A 21857-nucleotide genomic window follows, 5' to 3' on the forward strand; every position below is an offset into this window, starting at 1 on the left:
ACGGTCGCACGACACGCAGATGTCGCCCACTTGGCGTGTATGTTCCGGGGCCGAGAGCGTTGGAAGGGACCAATCCGGTGAACAAGAAGCTTGCGGCCGCACTGTCCGGCGGTGCGGTACTGGTGCTCGCACTGTCGGGCTGCAGCGGCGACGAGGACGACGGCGCCAACAAGGTGGACGCCTGGGCCAAGAAGGTCTGCGACCAGGCACAGCCGCAGATCCAGAAGCGGGCCAATGCGCAGCAGACCATCATCTCGACCGCTGCGGACGGCAAGCCCGCCGACATCCAGGCCGCCGACTCCAAGGCGTTCCAGGACATCGCCGACGCGGACAAGGCGCTCGCCAAGGCCGTCCAGGGCGCGGGGACGCCGCCCGTCGACAACGGGGACAAGCTCCAGCAGGACGCCGTCAAGGAGCTCAACGCGACCGCTGTGGCCTACGAGGGCCTGAAGAAGCAGGTCGACGCTCTCGACCCGAAGGACCAGCAGAAGTTCGCGGACGGGCTCCAGGGCGTCGCCGACGGACTGAAGAAGATCGAGAAGATGGACCAGGACGCGCTGTCCAAGCTCCAGTCCGGCCAACTGGGCCAGTCGATGGCCAAGCAGCCCGGCTGCCAGAAGGCCAAGGCCTCGGTGCCGCCCGCCCAGCTGGGCTCGGGCGCTTCGGCCTCCCCGGCGGCCTCCCCGGCGGCCGCCTCGCCGGCCGCCGCGGCCTCCAAGCCTGCCGCCTCCGCCTCCGCCTCGGCTTCGGCCGGCAAGGGCTCGGAGTAAGGCCCGGGGCGGGACGCGCGGCGGGGTACTCGACCAGCGGCCCGCGCGGGGGGCCGCCGGTCGGGGCTCCGGCCGGCACGGCGTACCCGGAACGAACGGCTCGGCTCTCCGACGGAGGCCGGGCCGCTCGTCGTTTGTCAGTGGTGGCGGTCACAATGAGCAGGTGAGTACGACCAGCCTGACCACCAGCCTCCCGGTGCCCGATCGCGCCGCCCGCCTCCGCGACGCCCTGCTCGCGGCCGACTTCACCGCCGACGGGCTGCTGGAGCTGCTCGGCGCTCCCGCCTATGCCGCGCTCGCCCGCAGCGAGACCGTGCCCGCCCTGCGCACCACCCGCGGCGACAGCCCCCTCGACACGCTCGTCCGGCTCTTCCTGCTCCAGCGGCCGGTGTCCCCCGAGCGGGCCCGTGCGGCACTCCCGCTGGACGAGGCGATCGCCGACGGATGGCTGACCGAGGCCGACGGCGGGATCCGCGCCACCGTGGACGTACGGCCGTACGGCGGACCGGAGGGCCAGGACTGGTTCATCGTCTCGGACCTCGGCTGCGCCGTGGGCGGCGCCGGTGGGGCCGGCGGCCGCGGCGAGGGTGTGGTCCTGGGGGTCGGCGGCGCGTCCACCACGCTCGCCGGGATCACCGTCCGCGCCTCCGTCTCCTCCGCGCTGGACATCGGCACCGGGTCCGGCATCCAGGCCCTGCACGCCGCGCAGCACGCCACCCGCGTGACGGCGACCGACCTCAACCCGCGGGCGCTGGAGTTCACCCGGCTCACTCTCGCCCTCTCCGGAGCGCCGGAGGCGGACCTGCGCACCGGTTCGCTGTTCGAGCCGGTGGGATCGGAGACGTACGACCTGATCGTCTCGAACCCTCCGTTCGTCATCTCGCCCGCCGCCCGGCTGACCTACCGGGACGGCGGCATGGCCGGGGACGACCTGTGCCGTTCCCTGGTCCAGCAGGCCGGGGACCGGCTGAACGAGGGGGGGTTCGCCCAGTTCCTCGCCAACTGGCAGCACGTGGAGGGCGAGGACTGGCAGGACCGGGTGCGTTCCTGGGTGCCGCGCGGGTGCGACGCCTGGATCGTGCAGCGGGAGGTCCAGGACGTCACGCAGTACGCGGAGTTGTGGCTGCGGGACGCGGGCGACCACCGGGAGGACCCGCGGGAGTACGCGGCGCGCTACGAGCGGTGGCTGGACGAGTTCGAGGCGCGAGGGACCAAGGCGGTCGGCTTCGGGTGGATCACCCTGCGCAAGTCCGGGTCCGAGCAGCCCTCCCTGGTCATCGAGGAGTGGCCGCACCCCGTCGAGCAGCCTCTCGGCGAGACCGTGGAGGCGCACTTCGCCCGCCAGGACTACCTGCGGACGCGGGACGACGCGGCGCTGCTCGCCGACCGTTTCCTGCTCGCGCCCGAGGTGACGCAGGAGCAGGTCGGGCTGCCGGGCGCCGAGGACCCCGAACACGTGGTGCTCCGTCAGAACCGTGGCATGCGCCGCGCCACCAAGGTCGACGCGGTCGGTGCCGGCTTCGCCGGTGTCTGCGACGGCACGCTCAGCGCGGGCCGCATCCTGGACGCGATCGCCCAGCTCATGGGCGAGGACCCGGTGCTGCTGCGGGACCGCACGCCGCAGGCGATCCGGCTGCTCGTGGAGGAGGGGTTCCTCGTACCCGACGGGCAGGCCGCGCCCCGGGAGTGACGGGTATGACGGGTATGGGTATGACGCGTATGACGGGCATACGGAGAGTGAAACGAGCGGCGATGCGGACGGCGATACCGGTGGCTTGAACGGGTCCCCGTATGTGCCCTCGCAGGCAGCCTCGTACACGCCGTCGAAGGCGCCTCCCGGCCGGATCGGGGCGCGAGATCGCGACGCGGGGCCACGACGTGGAATCGCGACGCGGGGCCGCGTCGCCCGATGTGGCCCCCGGCCGGGCCGAAGGACCGCGAGGGCCCCGCTCGGAGTTCGTACCGTGGTGGCGCCTCTCCAGGGGCCGGACGCCGCCACGGCTCTCCGGTTCCGCTGCCGGCCACCTCGGCCCGCCCCGTGCTCCTCGGCGACTTCGCCCGCCCCGCGCCTCTCGGCGCGTCCCGCGCTCCTCGGCACGCTCCTCGCTCCGTGGACGGGCACCGGGAGCGCGGACCGGACGCCGGGTGGGTGAACCCCGGCATCGTTCCCCGCGCCGTTCACCCGCAATTCGCGCCCAGGCCGTCCGGAGGTGCCAGCCTCGCCTCGGGGTAGGCGATGCCGGGCGGGCCCGGCATCCGACGGAAACGGGGTACGGACATGGAAAGCGCACCAGCCATTTTCGCCGGCATGGCGTTCACGCTGTTCGGCGCGGGCCTGCTGGTGTGGACGGGAGCGCGCTCACTGCACCGGGCTCCGGTCGCCCACGGCGTGAGCCCGATGGCCGCGGCCGCGTTCGCCACGTCGTTCGGAGCGGCTTTCGTCATCCTCGGGGTGTGGTGCTTCGGCCGGATCTGAGCGACGCAGGGCGTTCCTCGTCCACGTCGGTCGGCCCAGGTGGGAGGCGTCCGGCGGGGCCGGTGCCGCCCCCGGCGCCGGCCCCGGGGCGACGCGAGCGGGGGCGCCCGGACGACGCGCGCGATCACCGGGACGATCACGAGCCGAACCCCGGACGATCACCGGGACGATCACGAGCCGAACCCCGGACGATCACCGGGCGGAATGGAGGGCTCCGCGGCGCGAGGGGAGTCCGGGCGGCAGGAATGCCAGAACTCGGGTTACCGTTCGAGTGGCCGTTGCGGTCTTTTGCCGTTTGACACGGGGGCGGGTTGTACCGTCACACTCCGCAGCGACAGCAGCGTCACAGCCGTGCATACGGGACGAGCAGAGGCTCGGTACCGCACCGCACGGCACATGCCACCGAGCGTCGACCGGAGAGAAGAGCGAAGTTGTCCCCGACCAGCGAGACCGCACACGGCGGGCGCCGACTCGTCATTGTCGAGTCGCCTGCCAAGGCGAAGACGATCAAGGGCTACCTCGGCCCTGGCTACGTCGTCGAAGCGAGCGTCGGGCACATCCGCGACCTCCCGAACGGCGCCGCCGAGGTGCCCGAGAAGTACACCGGCGAGGTCCGCCGCCTCGGTGTGGACGTCGAGCACGACTTCCAGCCGATCTACGTCGTCAACGCCGACAAGAAGGCTCAGGTCAGGAAGCTCAAGGAGCAGCTGGCCGAGTCCGACGAGCTCTTCCTCGCCACCGATGAGGACCGCGAGGGCGAGGCCATCGCGTGGCACCTGCTGGAGGTGCTCAAGCCCAAGGTCCCCGTCCACCGCATGGTCTTCCACGAGATCACCAAGGACGCGATCCGCGCGGCCGTGGCCAACCCGCGCGAGCTCAACAAGCGCATGGTCGACGCCCAGGAGACGCGCCGCATCCTCGACCGGCTGTACGGCTACGAGGTCTCGCCGGTCCTGTGGAAGAAGGTCATGCCCCGGCTGTCGGCCGGACGCGTCCAGTCCGTCGCCACCCGGCTCGTCGTCGAGCGCGAGCGCGAGCGCATCGCGTTCCGGTCCGCCGAGTACTGGGACCTGACGGGCACCTTCGCCACCGGCCGCGCCGGTGACGCGTCCGACCCGTCGAACCTCCTCGCGCGCCTGGCCACCGTCGACGGGCGCCGCGTCGCGCAGGGCCGTGACTTCGGCCCGGACGGGCAGCTGAAGGCGGGCTCCTCCCAGGTACTGCACCTGGACGAGGCGAACGCGCGCTCCCTGGCCGCCGCGCTGGCCGAGACCAGCTTCAGCGTCCGGTCGGTCGAGTCGAAGCCGTACCGCCGCTCCCCGTACGCGCCCTTCCGCACCACGACCCTCCAGCAGGAGGCGAGCCGCAAGCTCGGCTTCGGCGCGAAGGCCACCATGCAGGTCGCCCAGAAGCTGTACGAGAACGGCTTCATCACCTACATGCGTACGGACTCCACGACCCTGTCCGACACCGCCGTCGCGGCGGCCCGGGCGCAGGTCACGCAGCTCTACGGCGCCGACTACCTGCCGGAGAAGCCGCGTACGTACGCCGGCAAGGTCAAGAACGCCCAGGAGGCGCACGAGGCGATTCGCCCTTCGGGTGATCGTTTCCGCACCCCCGCGGAGACCGGTCTGACCGGCGACCAGTTCAAGCTGTACGAGCTCATCTGGAAGCGGACGGTCGCCTCCCAGATGAAGGACGCGGTCGGGAACTCCGTCACCGTCAAGATCGGTGGCCGTGCCTCGGACGGGCGGGACGCCGAGTTCAGCGCGTCCGGCAAGACGATCACTTTCCACGGCTTCATGAAGGCCTACGTGGAGGGGGCCGACGACCCGAACGCCGAGCTCGACGACCGTGAGCGCCGGCTACCGCAGGTCGCCGAGGGCGACGCTCTGACCGCCGAGGAGATCACGGCGGACGGCCACTCGACCAAGCCGCCGGCCCGCTACACCGAGGCCTCGCTCGTCAAGGAGCTGGAAGAGCGCGAGATCGGCCGCCCGTCGACGTACGCGTCGATCATCGGCACGATCCTCGACCGCGGCTACGTCTTCAAGAAGGGCACGGCGCTCGTGCCGTCCTTCCTGTCCTTCGCCGTGGTCAACCTGCTGGAGAAGCACTTCGGCCGGCTCGTCGACTACGACTTCACCGCGAAGATGGAGGACGACCTCGACCGCATCGCGCGGGGCGAGGCACAGGCGGTGCCGTGGCTGAAGCGCTTCTACTTCGGCGAGGGCGACGCCACCGGTGCCGCGTCGGACGCGGGCAACGGCGACGGTGATCACCTGGGTGGTCTGAAGGAGCTGGTCACGGACCTGGGCGCGATCGACGCCCGGGAGATCTCCTCCTTCCCCGTCGGCTCCGGGATCGTGCTGCGCGTCGGGCGTTACGGCCCGTACGTCGAGCGCGGGGAGAAGGACGCGGAGGGCCACCAGCGGGCGGACGTGCCCGAGGACCTGGCGCCGGACGAGCTGACGGTGGAGCACGCCGAGGAGCTGCTGGCCAAGCCGAGCGGTGACTTCGAGCTGGGTACGGACCCGGTGAGCGGCAACCAGATCGTCGCGAAGGACGGCCGGTACGGCCCGTACGTCACCGAGATCCTTCCCGAGGGCACCCCGAAGACCGGCAAGAACGCGGTGAAGCCGCGGACCGCCTCGCTCTTCAAGTCGATGGCCCTGGACACGGTGACGCTGGAGGACGCGCTGCGTCTGATGTCGCTGCCGCGTGTCGTGGGCGCCGACGCCGAGGGCGTCGAGATCACGGCGCAGAACGGCCGCTACGGCCCGTACCTGAAGAAGGGCACCGACTCGCGGTCGCTGACCGACGAGGAGCAGCTCTTCACGATCACGCTGGAAGAGGCGCTCGCGATCTACGCGCAGCCCAAGCAGCGTGGCCGCGCCGCGGCCAAGCCTCCGCTGAAGGAGCTGGGCACGGACCCGGTGAGCGAGCGTCCGGTGGTCGTGAAGGACGGCCGCTTCGGCGCGTACGTCACGGACGGCGAGACCAACGCCACGCTGCGGACCTCGGACAGCGTGGAGACGATCACGCCGGAACGCGGGTACGAGCTCCTGGCGGAGAAGCGTGCCAAGGGGCCGGCGAAGAAGACGGCCAAGAAGGCAGCCGCGAAGAAGGCACCGGCGAAGAAGGCGACCACGGCGAAGAAGGCCACGGCCGCCAAGAAGACGACCGCTGCGAAGAAGACCACGGCGGCGAAGAAGACGACGGCGAAGAAGGCCACGGCCGCCAAGTCGTCGGCGCCGACGGAGTGACCGCGCTGACCTGGAGCGACCGCGCGGACGGAGTGGCCGTGCGGACCTGGAGCGACCGCGCGGACGGAGTGGCACGGTGGCGCGGGGACCGCGCCGGCCTGATGATCGCGTCGGTGGAGTGATCACGGCGCCCGGCGCGGTGTCGCGTATCCCGCGCCGTCTCGTCCCCGGCGCCGTCGCGCACGGCGAGCCGCCTCGTGGGCACCTGCCCCGGGGCGGCTTCCGCTTCCAGGGGCCGGCCGCCGAGGGGCCGGGTGCGGCTCGGCGGCGGGCCGGAGCCGTCGAGGGCGCCCCGCTTCCGCCTCGGGCACGCCCCTCGGGTACGCCCCTTCGCCTCGGGCACGTCCCTTCCGGGAGGGCTCGCTTCGTCAACCCGACAGCCGTGAACGCCTCGTTCCGGTGCTGGAGCCGATCCTGCGTGCATTTGTTCGGGAGCGGACGAATGGGCTCCGACTCGTCCGGATAGGCTGAGAGGATGACGCGAGTCGAGCAGCCAACGGTCTTGAGCCCCACCTCAGACTCCGACGCCGCACTTGCCGCAGACTCCCGCGAGCGTGCCGTACGGGCTCTGTTGCGCAACCATCCGCTGCGGCGGTTGTGGAGCGCACAGTTCGTCGGCGGTATCGGCGATGCACTCGCCCTGCTCGTCCTGGTTCTGCTGGCGCTGCAGGCGGCGGTCACCGAGGGGGCGTTCGGAGGCGGGTACCGCGGAGCGGGCTTCGCCGTCGCCGCCGTGTTCGGTGGGCGGATCCTCGCCACGCTCCTGTTCGGCGCCGTGCTCCTGGGACCGATGACCGCGCTCACCGCGCCCGGCGGCCCCCTCGACCGGCGCTGGACGATGGTCACGGCGGACGCGGTGCGCCTGGCCCTGCTCGTCGTCGCGCCCCTGTGGATCGACTGGACGCCCGACAAGGCCCTCGCGTTCCTGCTGATCACCGTCTTCCTGGCCGGCGTCGCCGAACGGTTCTGGACGGTCTCCAAGGAGAGCGCCGCCCCCGCGCTGCTGCCCGCCCCGCCCCTGGAGGGGGCGGCCGTGCGCCCGCTGCCGGACCACCTCGACGCGCTGCGGCGCCTGTCCCTGCGCACCGACTTCGTCGCCATCCCCGCCGCGGCCGTCGCGCTGCTCGCCGCCACGCTCCTGGGCAACCTGCTGGGCACGGGCGTCGAGTGGTTCTCGGCGCACCAGGCGGCGCTCGGTTCGTATGTCGCGGCCGGGCTCTTCGCCGCGTCCGTGTCGATCCTCTACTTCCTGGAACTGCCCGACTCCCAGACCCCCCGCCCCCGCTCCCCGCTGGAGGGCCTGCGCCGCCCGGCCGCCGGGAACGGGCCGGACAAGGGGCGTACGGCGGCCCTGCCGCTGCTCGTACTGGCCTGCGCGGCGATCGCCACGGCCATCGCCGCGGCCGCCGCCGTGTCCGTGCTGCACGCCAAGGACCTCGGCGGCGGGCCCGTCGCCTTCGCCCTGCTGGTCCTCGCGCTGACCGGTGGTACGGCCCTCGGCATCCGCTCGGCCCGCGCCGTGCTGCCCGCCCTGTCCCGCCGCCGGATGCTCGCGCTCGCGACCGCTGTCACGGGTGTCGCGCTGCTCGCGATGGGCCTGGTCCCGGACACGGCGACCGTGCTGTTCCTCGCCGTCGCCGCCGGCGTCGCCGCGGGCGTCGCGGCGAGCACCGGCCACACGCTGATCGACCAGGAGACGGAGGAGTTCCGGCGGCCGAGGGTCACCGAGCACCTCCAGGCCGTCGTACGGGTCTCCATCGCCCTCGGCGCCCTCGCGGCCCCGCTGCTCGCCGCCGCGATCGGCCCCCACCGCCTCGCCAACGGCGACTTCGTCTTCGCGCACGGCGGCGCCGCCTTCACCCTGATGCTGGTCGGCGCGCTGCTGCTGCCCGTCGCGGCGTTGGTGCTGGCGAAGACGGACGACCGTTCCGGAGTGCCGCTCCGCCGCGACCTGCGCGACGCGCTGCGCGGCGCGGACCCGGCACAGGCCCCCTCGCCCACCGGCTTCTTCATCGCCCTGGAGGGCGGGGACGGCGCCGGGAAGTCCACACAGGTCGAGATGATGGCCGAGTGGATCAGGGCCAAGGGCCACGAGGTGGTCGTCACCCGCGAGCCGGGCGCCACGCCCATCGGCAAGCGGCTGCGCTCCATCCTGCTCGACGTGTCGTCGGCCGGGTTGTCCAACCGCGCGGAGGCCCTGCTGTACGCGGCCGACCGCGCCGAACACGTCGACTCCCTGGTCCGCCCGGCCCTGGAGCGGGGCGCGATCGTCATCTCCGACCGGTACATCGACTCGTCGGTGGCCTACCAGGGAGCGGGGCGTGACCTGGCCCCGACCGAGATCGCCCGCATCTCCCGGTGGGCGACCGGTGGCCTCGTCCCGCATCTGACGGTCCTGCTGGACGTCTCGCCGGAGACCGCGCGGGAACGCTTCACCGAGGCACCGGACCGGCTGGAGTCGGAGCCGGCGGAGTTCCACCGGCGGGTCCGTTCCGGATTCCTCGCCCTCGCGGCGGCCGACCCCGGCCGCTACCTGGTCGTCGACGCGGGGCAGGAACCCGCCGCGGTCGCCACCGTCGTACGCCACCGGCTCGACCAGATGCTGCCGCTCTCCGAGGCCGAGGTGAAGGCGCAGGAGGAGGCCCGCAGAGCGGCCGAGGAGGAAGCCAGGCGCAAGGCCGAGGAAGAGGCCGCGCGCAAGGCCGAGGAGGAGCGGCTGGAGCGCGAGCGCCAGGAGCAGCTCGCCAAGCTCCGCGCCGAGGAGGAGGAGCGCAAGCGCCGCGAGGAGGAGGAAGCGCGGCAGCGTGAGGCCGAGCGGCAGGCCGAGGAGGCCAGGCGGCGCGCGGAGGAGGCGCGGCGCCTCGCGGAGGAGGAGCGCAAGCGGCGCGAGGCCGAGGAGAAGGCCCGCCGCGCCGAGCAGGAACGGCTGCGCAAGCAGCACGAGGAGGAGGCCCGGCTGCGCGCCGAGGCCGAGGAGCGCCGCCGGGAGAAGCAGCGCAAGGCCGAGGAGGCCCTGCTGCGCGCTGAGGAGGCCCGGCGACTCGCCGCGGAGGCCGCCGCGGCCTCGGCGGCCGCCAGGGAGGTGTCCGCGGCCGAGACGACCGTGCCGACGCCGGTCGTGAAGCCGGACGAGGTGACGCAGACCGTCCCGGTCCCGCGCGTCAACATGCGCAAGGACGACGAACCGTCGGAGGCCGGTGCGACGGACGAGACGGCGCTGCTTCCGCCCGTGCGGGACGACGAGACGACCGTCCTTCGGCCCGTGCGGGACGACGAACCGTCGCCGGCCGGTGCGACGGACGAGACGGCGCTGCTTCCCCCCGTGCGGGACGACGGGCCGTCGGCGATGGACGAGACCACCGTGCTTCCGCCCGTGCGCGGCGACGGGCCTGCCCGCGGCGACGGGCCCGCCGTACGGGGTGCGGACCGGGGCCCGGCCGACCGGGTGCCGCCGGGCTTCTTCCGCGACGAGGCCCCGCAGGCCGCCGGCCCCCGCCGGGGCGCCGCCCCGGTCACCGGATCCGAGCCCGGTTCCGCCGAGCGGACCCGCGAGCTGCCCCAGCTCGACGAGCAGGGCCGCCCGCGGCGCCGCTCCGACTGGGCGGAGGAGACCCCGCTGGACGACCTGCCGTCCCTGGCGGACGAGCTGCTCGGGCCGCATGACGACCATGACGACCGCAGGGGCGGAGGCCGCCGCCGCTGACGTACCGGTGTTGTCAGAACCCTGCTCCACAATGGGAACGAACGCACACGTACGAAGGCGGTGACGGCATCCATGCCCGTATGGGACGACCTGGTCGGACAGGACCGTGTCCAGGCGCAGCTCGGCGCCGCCGCCCGGGACGCGGACACGCTCGTCACCGCGATCGCGTCCGGCACCGCGCCGCCGGACGCCTCGAAGATGACGCACGCGTGGCTGTTCACCGGGCCCCCCGGCTCCGGACGGGCCACCGCCGCCCGCTCCTTCGCCGCCGCCCTCCAGTGCGTCAGCCCCGACCGGGCGCTCGGCGGTGAGCCGGGCTGCGGGTTCTGCGACGGGTGCCACACCACGCTCGTGGGCACGCACGCCGATGTGGAGATCGTCCGCACCGACCTCCTCTCCATCGGCGTCAAGGAGACCCGGGAGCTGGTGCGCCGCGCGCAGCTCTCCCCGGCGGGCGGCCGCTGGCAGGTCATCGTCCTGGAGGACGCCGACCGCCTCACGGAGGGCGCGGGGAACGTCCTGCTCAAGGCCGTCGAGGAGCCGGCGCCGCGCACCGTCTGGCTGCTGTGCGCGCCGTCGCTGGAGGACGTCCTGCCCACGATCCGTTCCCGCTGCCGCCACCTGACCCTGCGCACGCCGCCGGTCGACGCCGTCGCGGAGGTGCTGGTCCGCCGCGACGGCATCGAGCCGCAGGCGGCCGCCGCGGCCGCCCGCGCCACCCAGGGGCACATCGACCGCGCCCGCCGGCTCGCCACCGACGAGCGCGCGCGCGCCCGTCGGGCCACCGTGCTCAGGCTGCCGCTGCGGGTCGAGGACGTGGGCGGCTGCCTGAAGGCGGCGCAGGAGCTGATCGACGCGGCGGGCGAGGACGCGAAGCAGGCCGCCGAGGAGATCGACGTCAAGGAGACCGAGGAGCTGAAGGCGGCCCTCGGCGCGAGCCAGGGCGGCCGGATGCCCCGCGGGACCGCGGGTGTGATGAAGGACCTGGAGGACAGGCAGAAACGCCGCAGGACCCGCACCCAGCGCGACAGCCTGGACCTCGCGCTCAGCGAGCTGACGGGCTTCTACCGGGACGTGCTGGCGCTCCAGCTCGGCTCGCGGACGGCGATCGCCAACGAGGACGTGCGTGACGCGCTCGACCGGGTCGTCCGCGCCTCCACCCCCGAGCGGACGCTGCGCCGGATCGAGTCGATCCTGGCCTGCCGTGACGCCCTGGACCGCAATGTGGCACCGCTGCTGGCGGTGGAGGCGATGACGATGGCGCTGCGCGCGGGGTAATCCGTACGGGTTCAGTGACCCAACAATCGGTCACCGTCCGGATACGCTCCGGATATGGACTCCAGTCGCCTGCTCCGTACGTCCGCCGTCGCCCTCGCGGCAATCGGCCTGTTCGGCTCCGGATGCTCCGTCGAAGGCACCGCGCCCGCCGGGGCCGCGTCGGCGGCGGTCTCGCCGGTGACGCCGGTGTCGGCCGAGGAGATCAAGGCCCTCAGGACGTACTACGGCCAGCGGCTCGACTGGCGCCCGTGCGGTGTCCCCGACTTCGAGTGCGCCACGATGAAGGCGCCGCTCGACTACGCCAAGCCGGACGGTGAGCAGGTGAAGCTGGCCGTGTCGCGGATCAAGGCCACCGGACCCGGCCGGCGCATCGGCTCGCTGCTGGTCAACCCGGGCGGCCCGGGCGGCTCGGCCATCACCTACCTCCAGGGGTACGCCGGCATCGGCTATCCGGCACCGGTGCGCGCCCGCTACGACCTGGTCGCGATCGACCCGCGCGGAGTGGCCCGCAGCGAGCCGGTCGTATGTCTGGACGGGCCGCAGATGGACGCGTACACGCAGGTCGACCAGACCCCCGACGACAGCGGCGAGACCGACCGGCTGGCCGCGTCCTACAAGACCTTCGCGCAGGGGTGCGAGAAACGCTCGGGCAAGGTCCTTCCGCATGTCTCGACGGTCGAGACGGCCCGGGACATGGACGTACTGCGCCAGGTGCTGGGTGACGAGAAGCTGACGTACGTGGGGGCGTCGTACGGCACGCTCCTGGGCGCCACGTACGCCGAGCTCTTTCCCTCCCGCTCGGGCAGGCTCGTACTCGACGGCGCGATCGACCCGTCGCTGCCGACGGCCGAGCTGAACCGCGGCCAGACGGCCGGCTTCGAGACCGCCTTCCGGGCCTTCGCCGCCGACTGCGTGAAGCAGCCGGCCTGCCCGCTCGGGACGAAGTCGACCGCGGACGCGGCCAAGCGACTGAAGGCGTTCTTCGCGCGGCTCGACGCCGAACCCGTCCCGACCGGCCAGAGCCGCCCGCTCGGGGAGTCCCTGGCCACGACGGGCGTCATCGCCGCCATGTACGACGACTCGGCCTGGCCGCAGCTGCGCGAGGCGCTGACCCAGGCGATGGCGGGCGACGGGGCCGCGCTGCTGGCCCTGGCGGACAGCTACTACGAGCGGGAGAGCGACGGCGCGTACTCGAACCTGATGTTCGCCAACGCCGCGGTGAACTGCCTGGACCAGCCGCCGGCCTTCACCTCCCCGGCCGAGGTGGCGCAGGCGGTGCCGTCCTTCGAGAAGGCTTCCGAGGTCTTCGGCGAGGGCCTGGCCTGGGCCTCCCTGAACTGCGCGAACTGGCCGGTCAAGGCCACGGGCACCGCCCACCGCATCGAGGCGAAGGGTGCCGCCCCGATCGTCGTGGTCGGCACCACGCGCGACCCGGCGACCCCCTACGCCTGGGCCGAGGCCCTCGCCTCCCAGCTCGACTCCGGCACCCTGCTGACGTACGACGGCGACGGGCACACGGCGTACGGCAGGGGCAGCGCGTGCGTCGACACCGCCATCAACACCTACCTCCTCGACGGCAAGGTCCCCCCGGCGGGCAAGCGCTGCCGCTAGCGCCTTCCTGTCCGGGTCCCGCCGGGCTCGCGGGCCGCCGCCGAGGGGCGTGTGCACGGCTTTCCCCGCTGCGCGGGGCCGGCCGGCCCCGGGGGTGTGCGAGGCACCCTCTCGACCTGTGTAGACTTGGGGCCGCTGCTGCACCCCACGGGGATGGCACGGCATGCCGCCTTAGCTCAGTTGGCCAGAGCAACGCACTCGTAATGCGTAGGTCTCGGGTTCGAATCCCGAAGGCGGCTCGGATCAGCCCCAGGACTCACTCGCCGTGACCTGGGGCTTTTTCATGCCCGGGCGGTGCCCGTCGCGTGATCGGCCGGCGGATCGTGGTCCCCTCCTCGACGTTCACGCCGGTGGCAGCCGCTGCCGGGCCCATTGCCGCAGTGGTGCCCGCCAGGTGTCGAGTGCACGCGCCCGTACTTCGCCGACGCCCGGACCCTTGACCTGGTGGCCGTCGGGGCGGGCGGTGTACGCGTCGCGGCTGCTGTACCGGCCGGCCTGCACATACCGTCGCGATGAAGGTCGACCTCGGCAGGATCTGACCTCCTTCCAGGGGCGGGGCATGTGCCGGCCAGAGGCAGACACCCCGTGCGTGAGCATGTGTATGCGCGGACGCATCGGCCGCCGTCGGAGTGCGGAACCGTTCGCTCGTTGAGGAGCCGCCGGAGCGGAGGGCCTTTGGCCCGTGTGCGGCACAGGGCTTTTCCGGCCACGCAAAGGAGTTCCGGGGGAGTGTCCGGCCGACGCTCGAATCGTCAACTCGCCGCAAGGAGAACCCACTTGAGAGGGTCATTCGGCTTGCACGGGAGTTTTCCGGCGTAGTTAATGGGTTCCACTCAGTGATGGGGCATCACCCATACCTCAGGGGGACACAGATGAATACGGAGTCAACGGGCCGCCCGGCGGACCCGCCGGCGGAGCCGCCGTGGGTGGCGGCGGCGGTGGCCGGGCAGCAGCAGACATCACCGGCCACTCCGCCCGTCCCTTCGGCGCCGCCGCAGTTCGCCGGCGGCATCGATCTGCGGGTCAGCAAGCGGCTGCTGTGGGTCGGCGGGGCCGCGTACCCGCTGGCGAACATCGCGCGGGTCCACACGTTCACCCTCCACCCCAGGCGCAAGGACGCGACGCTGCTCTTCCTGAAGCGCGTCGCGATCACGCTCTCGGTGGCAATCGCCCTCACGGTCCTCAGCGGTCTGACGGCCATCGCGAGCCGGGAGGCGGGCGGCGGGCTGCTGACGTTCGTCTGGCTCTGCACCGCCGGCTCGCTGGTCTACTACATCGTCGACCTGCTGATCGTGCTGCTGGCGCCCTCGCACTACGTCCTGGCCGTGGAGACGTCCGGGCCCTCGACGGCCGTGGTCACCAGCCAGAACCCGCAGCACCTCAACCAGCTCGTCGGCCACATCTCCCATGCGATCGAGAACCCCGAGTCGGAGTTCCAGGTGCGGGTGGACAGCATCACGATCAGTCCCAGGAACTACTACTTCGGCGACAACGTCAACATGTACGGCGGTACGGGCAACGTGGGGATGGCAAGCGCATGAGCGGTGACAGTTACTACTACGGCCCCAACGTGAACATGCGGGGCGGAACCGGCAACATCGGAATGGTCAACAACCACGGGGCGACCGGAAGCGCCCCCGCGGCGTCCCCGGAGATGCAGGCCGCGGTCGCGGAACTCCTCCGGCTGGTCGACGAGCTCCGCGACAAGATCTCGCCCGCCACCGCCGAGGCCCTCGACGAGACGCTGCCGGCCGTCGCCGCCCCCGGCGACGACGGCCGCCAGCAGCAGCGGCGTATGGCGTTGCTGACCCTCTCCGGTATCGCGGCCACGGCCGGTTCCCTCGGCCAGCCCGTCGTGGACGCGGTCAACAGGGTCCTGGAGCTGCTGGCGCAGTAGAAGGGCGCGGAGGGCGCCTCGCGTGCGCTCCGGTGGTCCGCGGACGCGGGCCGGGGCGCCCGTGGACCGGGGCGCCCGTGGACCGCGGGCGCGTGGGCCCCCGGGCGGCCGGACGTGGTCGCGCCCGGGGTTCGCCGCCGGTTCCTTGCGCATCGGGTCCGTCCGGCGCGCGGCCAGGGTCTCTCGTCCGGATCGTGCCGGGCCGATCCGGACGGAAGACCCTAGAAGAACACCCCGCAGCGCAGCACCACGTTCGCGTACGGACGTGCCTCACCCGTGCGGACCACCAGACGGGTCGTCGGGGTGAGGGCCTTGAGCGCGTCGTGCGGGATCAGGGCGAGGTCGGGGAGGCGGGACTCCAGCAGTCGGGTGGCCGGCGGGTTCGCCGTACGGATCTCCGCGGCGGCCGTCGCGCCCTCCACCACCACTTCGGCGAGCAGACCGTCCAGGACCTCCGCGAACGAGGGGACGCCCGCCCGGAAGGCCAGATCGACGACGCGCGGACCCTGGGGGATGGGCAGCCCCGCGTCGCACACCATCACCAGGTCGCCGTGGCCCAGCTCGGCCAGCGCGCCGGCCAGATGACGGTTGAGGATGCCGGACTTCTTCACAGCGCCGCGACCTCCTGCGCGGTGGGGAACGACTCCTGCGCCCCGTCCCGGGTGACCGCCGCCGCGCCGACCCGGGCCGCGAAGGCGGCGGCCGCCGTCAGGTCGTCCCCCCGTCCCAGCCGCCATGCGAGCGCCGCGGTGAAGGCGTCCCCGGCGCCCGTGGTGTCGACCGCGGTGACCTGCGGGCTCGTGATCCGCGTCGCGCAGCCCGTACGCCGGTCGGCGACCAGCGCGCCCTCCGCGCCGAGGGTGACCACCACCGACCGGGGCCCGCGGGCGAGCAGCGCGCGTGCCCAGTCCTCCGGCGCGGGCCCCGCCGAGTGCCCGAGCATGAACCGGGCCTCGTGCTCGTTGACGACCAGCGGGTCGCAGGCCGCCAGCACCTCGGCGGGGAGCGGGGCGGGAGGGGAGGGGTTCAGGACGAACCGGGTGTCCGGAGCCAGGCCCCGTACCGTCTCGACGACCGTCTCCACCGGGACCTCCAGCTGGGCGGAGACCACCCGGGAGGCGTGCAGCAGAGTCGCCGCTGCGCGCACGTCCTGCGGGGTCAGCCGGGCGTTCGCACCCGGCGACACCACGATGCTGTTGTCGCCCGACGGATCCACGGTGATCAGCGCGACCCCCGTCGGCGCCCCGCCGACCAGGACGCCGACGGTGTCCACGCCCGCCGCGCGCTGGGAGTCCAGCAGCAGCTGTCCGTGCTCGTCGTGTCCCACCCTCGCGAGCAGGGCGGTCCGGGCGCCCAGGCGGGCGGCCGCGACGGCCTGGTTCGCACCCTTGCCGCCCGGGTGCACCACCAGGTCGGAGCCGAGCACCGTCTCGCCCGGCCCGGGGCGGCGGTCCACGCCGATCACCAGGTCGGCGTTGGCCGACCCCACCACCAGCACGTCGTATGTGTGCATCCCCGTCCCCGCTCCCGCCTCTGCCGCCTCTGCCGCCGGATTCGCCGGTCCTGTCGCTGTCCCCGTCGCCGTTCCCGTGGTCATGAGAAGTCGGCGACGTTCCGCTCGGTGACGACCTTCACCGGGACCTTGACCGTGCTGTCCACCCGCTTGCCCTGGGCGGCCTTGACCGCGTTCTGGACGGCGATCCTGCCGAGCTCCGAGGGCTGCTGGGCGATCGAGGCGTACAGGGTGCCCGCGCCGACCGCCTTCAGGCCGTCGGGCGTTCCGTCGAAGCCGACCACGGCCACCGACGTGCCGGCCTTGCCGCCGAGCGCCTTGACCGCGCCGAGGGCCATCTCGTCGTTCTCGGCGAACACGCCGGAGACGTCCGGGTTGGCCTGGAGGAGGTTGGTCATGACGTCCAGGCCCTTCGTCCGGTCGAAGTCCGCGGGCTGCTTGGCCACGACCTTGATGCCCGGGTAGGCCTTGAGGCCCTCGGCGAAGCCCTGGCCGCGCTCGCGGCTGGCGGACGTGCCCGCGGTGCCCTGGAGGACGACGATGCTGCCCTTGCCGCCGAGCCGGTCGGCCAGCGTCTTCGCGGCCAGCCGGCCGCCGGCCACGTTGTCGGAGGCGACGAGGGTCGCCGCATCCGCCTTGTTGACGCCGCGGTCGGCGGCGACCACCGGGATGTCCGCCGTGTTGGCGGTGCGCACGGCGGGTCCCACCGCGTCCGAGTCCACCGGATTGACGATGATCGACTTCATGCCCTCGGTAGTGAAGTTCTGCAGCTGGTTGGCCTGCTGCGACGCGTCGTTCTGCGCGTCGGTGACCGTGAGTTCGACGCCGGCCGCCTTGGCCTCCGCCTGCGCGCCCGCCTTCATCTGCACGAAGAAGGGGTTGTTGAGGGTGGAGAGGGACATGCCGATCCTGGTCGACGTACCGGACGAGCCCGGGTTCAGGAACGACACGGCGCCCACGACCGCGGCGACGCAGACCGCCATGACGGCGAGCCGGCCTGCCTTGCGCCGGCCGGACCCCGGTGAGGTGGAGGCGGCGGTGGGGGTGGCCCCGGCGCGGCGGCGCAGGGTGTCGAGGAGGACCGCGAGCGCGATCACGACGCCGATGACGACCTGCTGCCAGAACGCGGAGACCGAGAGCAGGTTGAGGCCGTTGCGGAGCACGGCGAGGATGAGCGCGCCGATGAGGGTGCCGGACGCCTTGCCGACGCCGCCCGCCAGGCTGGCGCCGCCGATGACGACGGCGGCGATCGCGTCGAGCTCGTAGCCCTGGGCGGCCTGGGGCTGCGCGGAGACCAGCCGGGACGCGAGGACGATGCCCGCGACGGCGGCGAAGAGGCCGGAGAGCGCGTAGACGGCGAGCTTCTGCCGTTTGACGCGGAGCCCGGAGAGGCGGGCCGCCTCCTCGTTGCCGCCGATCGCGAACATCGAGCGTCCGATGTAGGTGCGGGTCAGGATGACGGCGGTGACGAGCCCCATCACGATCATCACGATGACCGGGACCGGCAGCCAGCCGCCGAGCGTCTCCCCGAAGACGGAGACCGAGTCGGGGAAAGCGATCGGACTGCCCTGCGAGATCACCAGGGACAGGCCCCGGCCCACCGACAGCATGGCCAGCGTGGCGATGAACGGGGGGAGCTTCCCGTACGAGACGAGGGCGCCGTTGACGAGACCGCAGGCGATGCCCGTGGCGATGGCCAGGATCACGGCGAGCCACACGGGCACGCCCTCGGAGGTCGCCGTCCACGCCAGTACGGTCGCCGACAGCGCGGCCACCGAACCGACCGACAGATCGATGCCCGCCGAGACGATGACGAAGGTGACACCGAACGCCAGGATGGCGGTCACCGCGGCCTGCACACCGACGTTGAGCAGGTTCTGCGTGGTCAGGAAGTCGCCGGAGAGCAGCGACATCGCGACGACCAGGACGATGAGGGCGCTCAGCGCGCCGTTGTCGAGCAGGATGCGGCGGATCGCCGTGACGCTCCCCGCGCCGGAATTGCTCTTGAGCGTGTCAGTGGCCACGGGAGCCCTCCACTTCGTCCACTTCGTTCGCGGGTGTTGCCGGTGCTGCTGGTGATTTCGGTCTAGCCAGTGTTTTCGGGGATGCGGGTGTTGATGGGGATACCGGTGAGGCCGGTGCTGTTGCCGGTGGCGCCGATACGGCGAGGGCCATCACGGCGTCCTGCGTCGCCTCCTCCGCGGGCAGTTCGCCCGCGATGCGGCCCTGGGCCATGACCAGCACCCGGTCGCTCATGCCGAGGACCTCCGGCAGATCACTGGAGATCATCAGGACCGCGTGGCCCGAGGCCGTGAGTTCGTTGATGAGCTGGTAGATCTCGACCTTGGCGCCCACGTCGATACCGCGGGTCGGCTCGTCGAGGATGAGCACCTTGGTGTCGGCGAGGAGCCACTTGCCGATGACGATCTTCTGCTGGTTGCCGCCGGAGAGGGTGCGTACGTGCTGGTCCGGGCCGGCCATCCGTACCCCGAGCTGATCGGCGATCCGGGCCGCGGCCGCGCGCTGGGCGGCCAGGTCGACCAGCCCGGCACGGGTGGCCGAACGGAGCGTCACCAGACCGAGGTTCTCCTGTACGGAGGCGTCGAGCAGCAGGCCCTGGCCCTTGCGGTCCTCGGGCACGAGGCCGATGCCGGCGCCCATCGCGGCGTTGACGTCGTGCCGGGGCAGCGTCCGGCCGAGTACGTCGACACGGCCCGCGTCGTACGGGTCGGCGCCGAAGACGGCACGGGCCACCTCCGTACGGCCCGCCCCGACGAGGCCGGCCAGGCCGACGACCTCACCGGCCCGCACCTCGAAGCTGACGTCGTGGAAGACCCCGTCACGGGTCAGACCGCGTACCGAGAGCAGAGGGGAGTCGGAGGCGCGGGACGCGGCCGGCGTGACCTGGTCCCCGGGCGTGGTCGTCGCGGCGGGGCGTACGCGCGGGTACTGCTGCTCGATGCTGCGGCCCACCATCAGCCGTACCAGCTCGGCCTCGGGGGTCGAGGCGGGAACCTGGTCGACGCTGCGGCCGTCGCGCAGCACGGTGACCCTGTCGCCCAGCGCGGCGATCTCTTCGAGGTGGTGGGTGATGAAGACGACGCCGACGCCGTCCTCGCGGAGGGTGCGGACGATCCGGAAGAGTTTCTCCACCTCCTCGGAGGTGAGGACCGCGGTCGGCTCGTCCATGATCAGCACGCGTGCGTCCAGGCTCAGGGCCTTGGCGATCTCCACCATCTGGAGTCGGGCGATGCCCAGGTCGCGCACGCGCGTCCGTGGCGGGATCCGCAGTCCGACGCGGTGGAGCAGCGCTTCGGCGGCCGCCTCCATCCGTCCGCGGTCGATCAGCCCGAAGCGCCGGGGCTGACGCCCGAGGAAGATGTTCTCGGCGACGGTCAGATCGGGGACCAGGTTGAACTCCTGGTAGATCGTGGCGATGCCGAGGCGCTCCGCGTCCTGGGCGCCGTTGATGCGGACCTCGCGGCCCTCGGCGAGGATGCGGCCGGCGTCCGGGTGGTGGGCGCCGGAGAGCGTCTTGATCAGGGTGCTCTTGCCGGCCCCGTTCTCCCCGAGGAGGACGTGCACCTCCCCGCGGCGCAGGTCGAAGTCGACGCCGTCCAGCGCGACCACGCCGGGGAAGGTCTTGCGTATGCCTTCGATACGCAGCAACTCGTCCGGATCGCTCACGGGTTGCTCCTCTGGGTGGAGGCGTCCTCGCCGCAGGAGCGGCGGACGACAAGACGGGCGGGGAGGGTGACGGACCGCGGCGGCCGCCCCTCGATCCGGTCGGCCAGGGCCCGTACGGCGGCCCGGCCCAGATCACCGGTCGGCTGGGCGATCGCCGTGATCGGCGGATCGGTGTGGACGAACCACGGGATGTCGTCGAACGCCGCGAGGGCGATGTCCTGCGGCACCCTCAGGCCCCGGGCGCGGATCGCGTCCAGCGCGCCGAGCGCCATCAGGTTGTCTGCCGCGAAGACGACCTCGGGCGGTTCGGGGAGTTCCAGGAACCCCTCCGTGGCCCGGCGGCCGCTGTCCGCCTGGAAGTCGCCCTGGCCGATGTACGCGTCGGGCAGGGGGAGCCGGTACTCGTGCAGCGCGTCCCGGAACGCCTCGACACGCTCGCTGCCGGTGGTGGTGGCCGCCGGGCCCGCGATGATGGCGAGCCTGCGGTGGCCCAGCCCGTGGAGGTGGGCGACCAGGTCGCGCACGGCGGCGCGGCCGTCCGCCCGTACGACGGGGACCTCGACGCCTGGTATCCATCGGTCCACGAAGACCATCGGCGTACCGGCCCGGGCCGCGTCCAGCAGCAGGGGGGAGCCGCCGTCGGCCGGGGAGACGAGCAGCCCGTCGATCCTGCGGTCGAGCAGCGTGCGGATGTGGTGGTCCTGGAGGTCGGCCCGCTCGTCGGCGTTGCCGATGATCACGCTGTAGCCGAGTGCGCGGGCCTCCTCCTCCACGGAGCGGGCCAGTTCGGTGAAGTACGGGTTCAGCACATCGCTGATGACCAGCCCGAGGGTGCGCGTCTGGTCGGTGCGCAGCGAACGCGCCACGGCGTTGGGCCGGTAGCCGAGCGCCTCGACGGCGGCCAGCACCTGGGCCCGCGCCTCCGGACTGACGGACGGATGGTCGTTGAGGACGCGGGACACCGTCGCGACGGACACTCCCGCCTCGGCGGCGACATCCTTGATGCTCGCCATCGCCGTACCACCTCCTCGTGGTCTGCCATGCCTGGGTCACGACCCACGAGTCATGCCCGTGTAATCGATTACACGGAGGATTGGAATCGATTACACGGCCTCGGGGCAAGCCCTTGGCGCGGTTCCGAGACCGGATCGTGATGGGGTGCGCTCATATGAGCGGCCTGAAGGATCTGAACGGCCGCGTACGGGTGCCGTGGCGGAGCCTTGTGGCTGCTGCGGGCGCTCGGGGGGCGAGGCCGGTACGCCGACGCGCGGGGCGGCGGTGCGGGAGGAGTGACGCGAGCGACGCGCGGGGCGGCTGCTTGCCGTGTGTGTCGGGGTGCGCGAGGGAAGCGCCGGGACCGTCGAGGTGGACCGGGCGGCGCTGTGGATCGCGCTGGAGGGCGGGGGCGTCCCGGCGCCTCAGGCCGTGTCCGGGAGGTCTCGCCCGGGCCGGGACGTCCCGCAGGCTCGCCCGCTGGGCGCTGCCGGTGGTGTGTGCGGCGCTGCCCTTCCCGCGGTCGTCAGCCGGTCCAGAAGTCCCACCAGCGGGTCAGGACGAGCATCCCGATGATGCCGATGTGCAGGGCGGGCAGGACCCAGGTGAACTCGTCGAGGAAGCCCCGCACCGGGCGCGGTGCGGGCAGCAGCCCCGTGCGGA

15 protein-coding genes, 1 tRNA gene and 1 pseudogene are annotated in these 21857 nt (G+C 72.7%); 11 read left to right on the forward strand and 6 right to left on the reverse strand.

Going from position 1 to position 21857, the window contains the following annotated elements; genetic code table 11:
• The first annotated feature begins 77 nt into the window (after positions 1 to 77).
• The 11 genes from PUR26_RS30915 to PUR26_RS30965 all read left to right on the forward strand — a co-directional run bounded on the left by PUR26_RS30915 (position 78) and on the right by PUR26_RS30965 (position 15001).
• Positions 78 to 770, forward strand: coding sequence for a small secreted protein (locus PUR26_RS30915; protein ID WP_329877520.1), 693 nt, complete (start codon positions 78 to 80; stop codon positions 768 to 770).
• 163 nt (positions 771 to 933) lie between these two features.
• On the forward strand, positions 934 to 2460 hold the full coding sequence (locus tag PUR26_RS30920) for a class I SAM-dependent methyltransferase (protein ID WP_329877521.1): 1527 nt from the start codon (positions 934 to 936) through the stop codon (positions 2458 to 2460).
• A 618-nt stretch (positions 2461 to 3078) separates the two neighbouring features.
• The gene (locus PUR26_RS30925; protein ID WP_329877523.1) at positions 3079 to 3246 is read left to right on the forward strand and encodes a hypothetical protein; all 168 of its coding nucleotides are present in this window, start codon (positions 3079 to 3081) and stop codon (positions 3244 to 3246) included.
• A gap of 431 nt (positions 3247 to 3677) precedes the next feature.
• Complete coding sequence (gene topA, locus PUR26_RS30930; protein ID WP_329877525.1) at positions 3678 to 6512, forward strand: type I DNA topoisomerase; 2835 nt, start codon at positions 3678 to 3680, stop codon at positions 6510 to 6512.
• Positions 6509 to 6634: a hypothetical protein gene (locus tag PUR26_RS30935; protein ID WP_329877527.1), complete on the forward strand. Its 126-nt coding sequence runs from the start codon at positions 6509 to 6511 to the stop codon at positions 6632 to 6634. The genes topA and PUR26_RS30935 overlap by 4 nt, the downstream gene beginning before the upstream one ends.
• Positions 6635 to 6987: 353 nt before the next feature.
• On the forward strand, positions 6988 to 10215 hold the full coding sequence (gene tmk / locus PUR26_RS30940; protein ID WP_329877529.1) for a dTMP kinase: 3228 nt from the start codon (positions 6988 to 6990) through the stop codon (positions 10213 to 10215).
• A gap of 72 nt (positions 10216 to 10287) precedes the next feature.
• Complete coding sequence (locus PUR26_RS30945) at positions 10288 to 11493, forward strand: DNA polymerase III subunit delta' (RefSeq protein WP_329877531.1); 1206 nt, start codon at positions 10288 to 10290, stop codon at positions 11491 to 11493.
• Between the two features lie 54 nt (positions 11494 to 11547).
• Positions 11548 to 13104, forward strand: a complete 1557-nt coding sequence (locus PUR26_RS30950; RefSeq protein ID WP_329877533.1) for an alpha/beta hydrolase — start codon at positions 11548 to 11550, stop codon at positions 13102 to 13104.
• A 165-nt stretch (positions 13105 to 13269) separates the two neighbouring features.
• Positions 13270 to 13343: transfer RNA gene (locus tag PUR26_RS30955), tRNA-Thr, on the forward strand.
• A gap of 633 nt (positions 13344 to 13976) precedes the next feature.
• Positions 13977 to 14645, forward strand: coding sequence for a DUF6232 family protein (locus PUR26_RS30960; protein WP_329877535.1), 669 nt, complete (start codon positions 13977 to 13979; stop codon positions 14643 to 14645).
• Positions 14642 to 15001, forward strand: coding sequence for a hypothetical protein (locus PUR26_RS30965; protein WP_329877537.1), 360 nt, complete (start codon positions 14642 to 14644; stop codon positions 14999 to 15001). Before PUR26_RS30960 ends, PUR26_RS30965 begins: the two co-directional genes overlap by 4 nt.
• 221 nt (positions 15002 to 15222) lie before the next feature.
• Here PUR26_RS30965 and rbsD read toward each other — a convergent pair whose 3' ends face one another.
• The 6 genes and pseudogenes from rbsD to PUR26_RS34770 form a co-directional block, all read right to left on the reverse strand.
• A complete protein-coding gene (gene rbsD, locus PUR26_RS30970) occupies positions 15223 to 15612 on the reverse strand; it encodes a D-ribose pyranase (protein WP_329877539.1) in 390 nt (129 codons plus the stop codon).
• Positions 15609 to 16514, reverse strand: a complete 906-nt coding sequence (locus PUR26_RS30975; protein ID WP_329877541.1) for a ribokinase — start codon at positions 16512 to 16514, stop codon at positions 15609 to 15611. The genes rbsD and PUR26_RS30975 overlap by 4 nt, the downstream gene beginning before the upstream one ends.
• Before the next feature lie 80 nt (positions 16515 to 16594).
• Positions 16595 to 18538: an ABC transporter permease/substrate-binding protein gene (locus PUR26_RS30980; protein WP_329877543.1), complete on the reverse strand. Its 1944-nt coding sequence runs from the start codon at positions 18536 to 18538 to the stop codon at positions 16595 to 16597.
• Entirely contained in the window at positions 18528 to 20201 is a 1674-nt protein-coding gene (locus PUR26_RS30985; protein WP_329877545.1) for a sugar ABC transporter ATP-binding protein, read from the reverse strand. Before PUR26_RS30985 ends, PUR26_RS30980 begins: the two co-directional genes overlap by 11 nt.
• On the reverse strand, positions 20198 to 21214 hold the full coding sequence (locus tag PUR26_RS30990; RefSeq protein WP_329877547.1) for a LacI family DNA-binding transcriptional regulator: 1017 nt from the start codon (positions 21212 to 21214) through the stop codon (positions 20198 to 20200). The genes PUR26_RS30985 and PUR26_RS30990 overlap by 4 nt, the downstream gene beginning before the upstream one ends.
• A 506-nt stretch (positions 21215 to 21720) precedes the next feature.
• Positions 21721 to 21857: pseudogene (locus PUR26_RS34770) on the reverse strand (vitamin K epoxide reductase family protein); the annotation flags it as partial.

It is taken from the genome of Streptomyces sp. SP18CS02 (assembly GCF_036322365.1).
Classification (GTDB): Bacteria; Actinomycetota; Actinomycetes; order Streptomycetales; family Streptomycetaceae; genus Streptomyces.

Bases quoted from the DNA above. Each gene is read 5' to 3' on its own strand.
- PUR26_RS30925 (WP_329877523.1), top strand. From the start codon at position 3,079: ATGGCGTTCACGCTGTTCGGCGCGGGCCTGCTGGTGTGGACGGGAGCG.
- tmk (WP_329877529.1), top strand. From the start codon at position 6,988: ATGACGCGAGTCGAGCAGCCAACGGTCTTGAGCCCCACCTCAGACTCC.
- PUR26_RS30945 (WP_329877531.1), top strand. From the start codon at position 10,288: ATGCCCGTATGGGACGACCTGGTCGGACAGGACCGTGTCCAGGCGCAG.
- PUR26_RS30950 (WP_329877533.1), top strand. From the start codon at position 11,548: ATGGACTCCAGTCGCCTGCTCCGTACGTCCGCCGTCGCCCTCGCGGCA.
- PUR26_RS30960 (WP_329877535.1), top strand. From the start codon at position 13,977: ATGAATACGGAGTCAACGGGCCGCCCGGCGGACCCGCCGGCGGAGCCG.
- PUR26_RS30965 (WP_329877537.1), top strand. From the start codon at position 14,642: ATGAGCGGTGACAGTTACTACTACGGCCCCAACGTGAACATGCGGGGC.
- PUR26_RS30975 (WP_329877541.1), bottom strand. From the start codon at position 16,514: ATGCACACATACGACGTGCTGGTGGTGGGGTCGGCCAACGCCGACCTG.
- PUR26_RS30990 (WP_329877547.1), bottom strand. From the start codon at position 21,214: ATGGCGAGCATCAAGGATGTCGCCGCCGAGGCGGGAGTGTCCGTCGCG.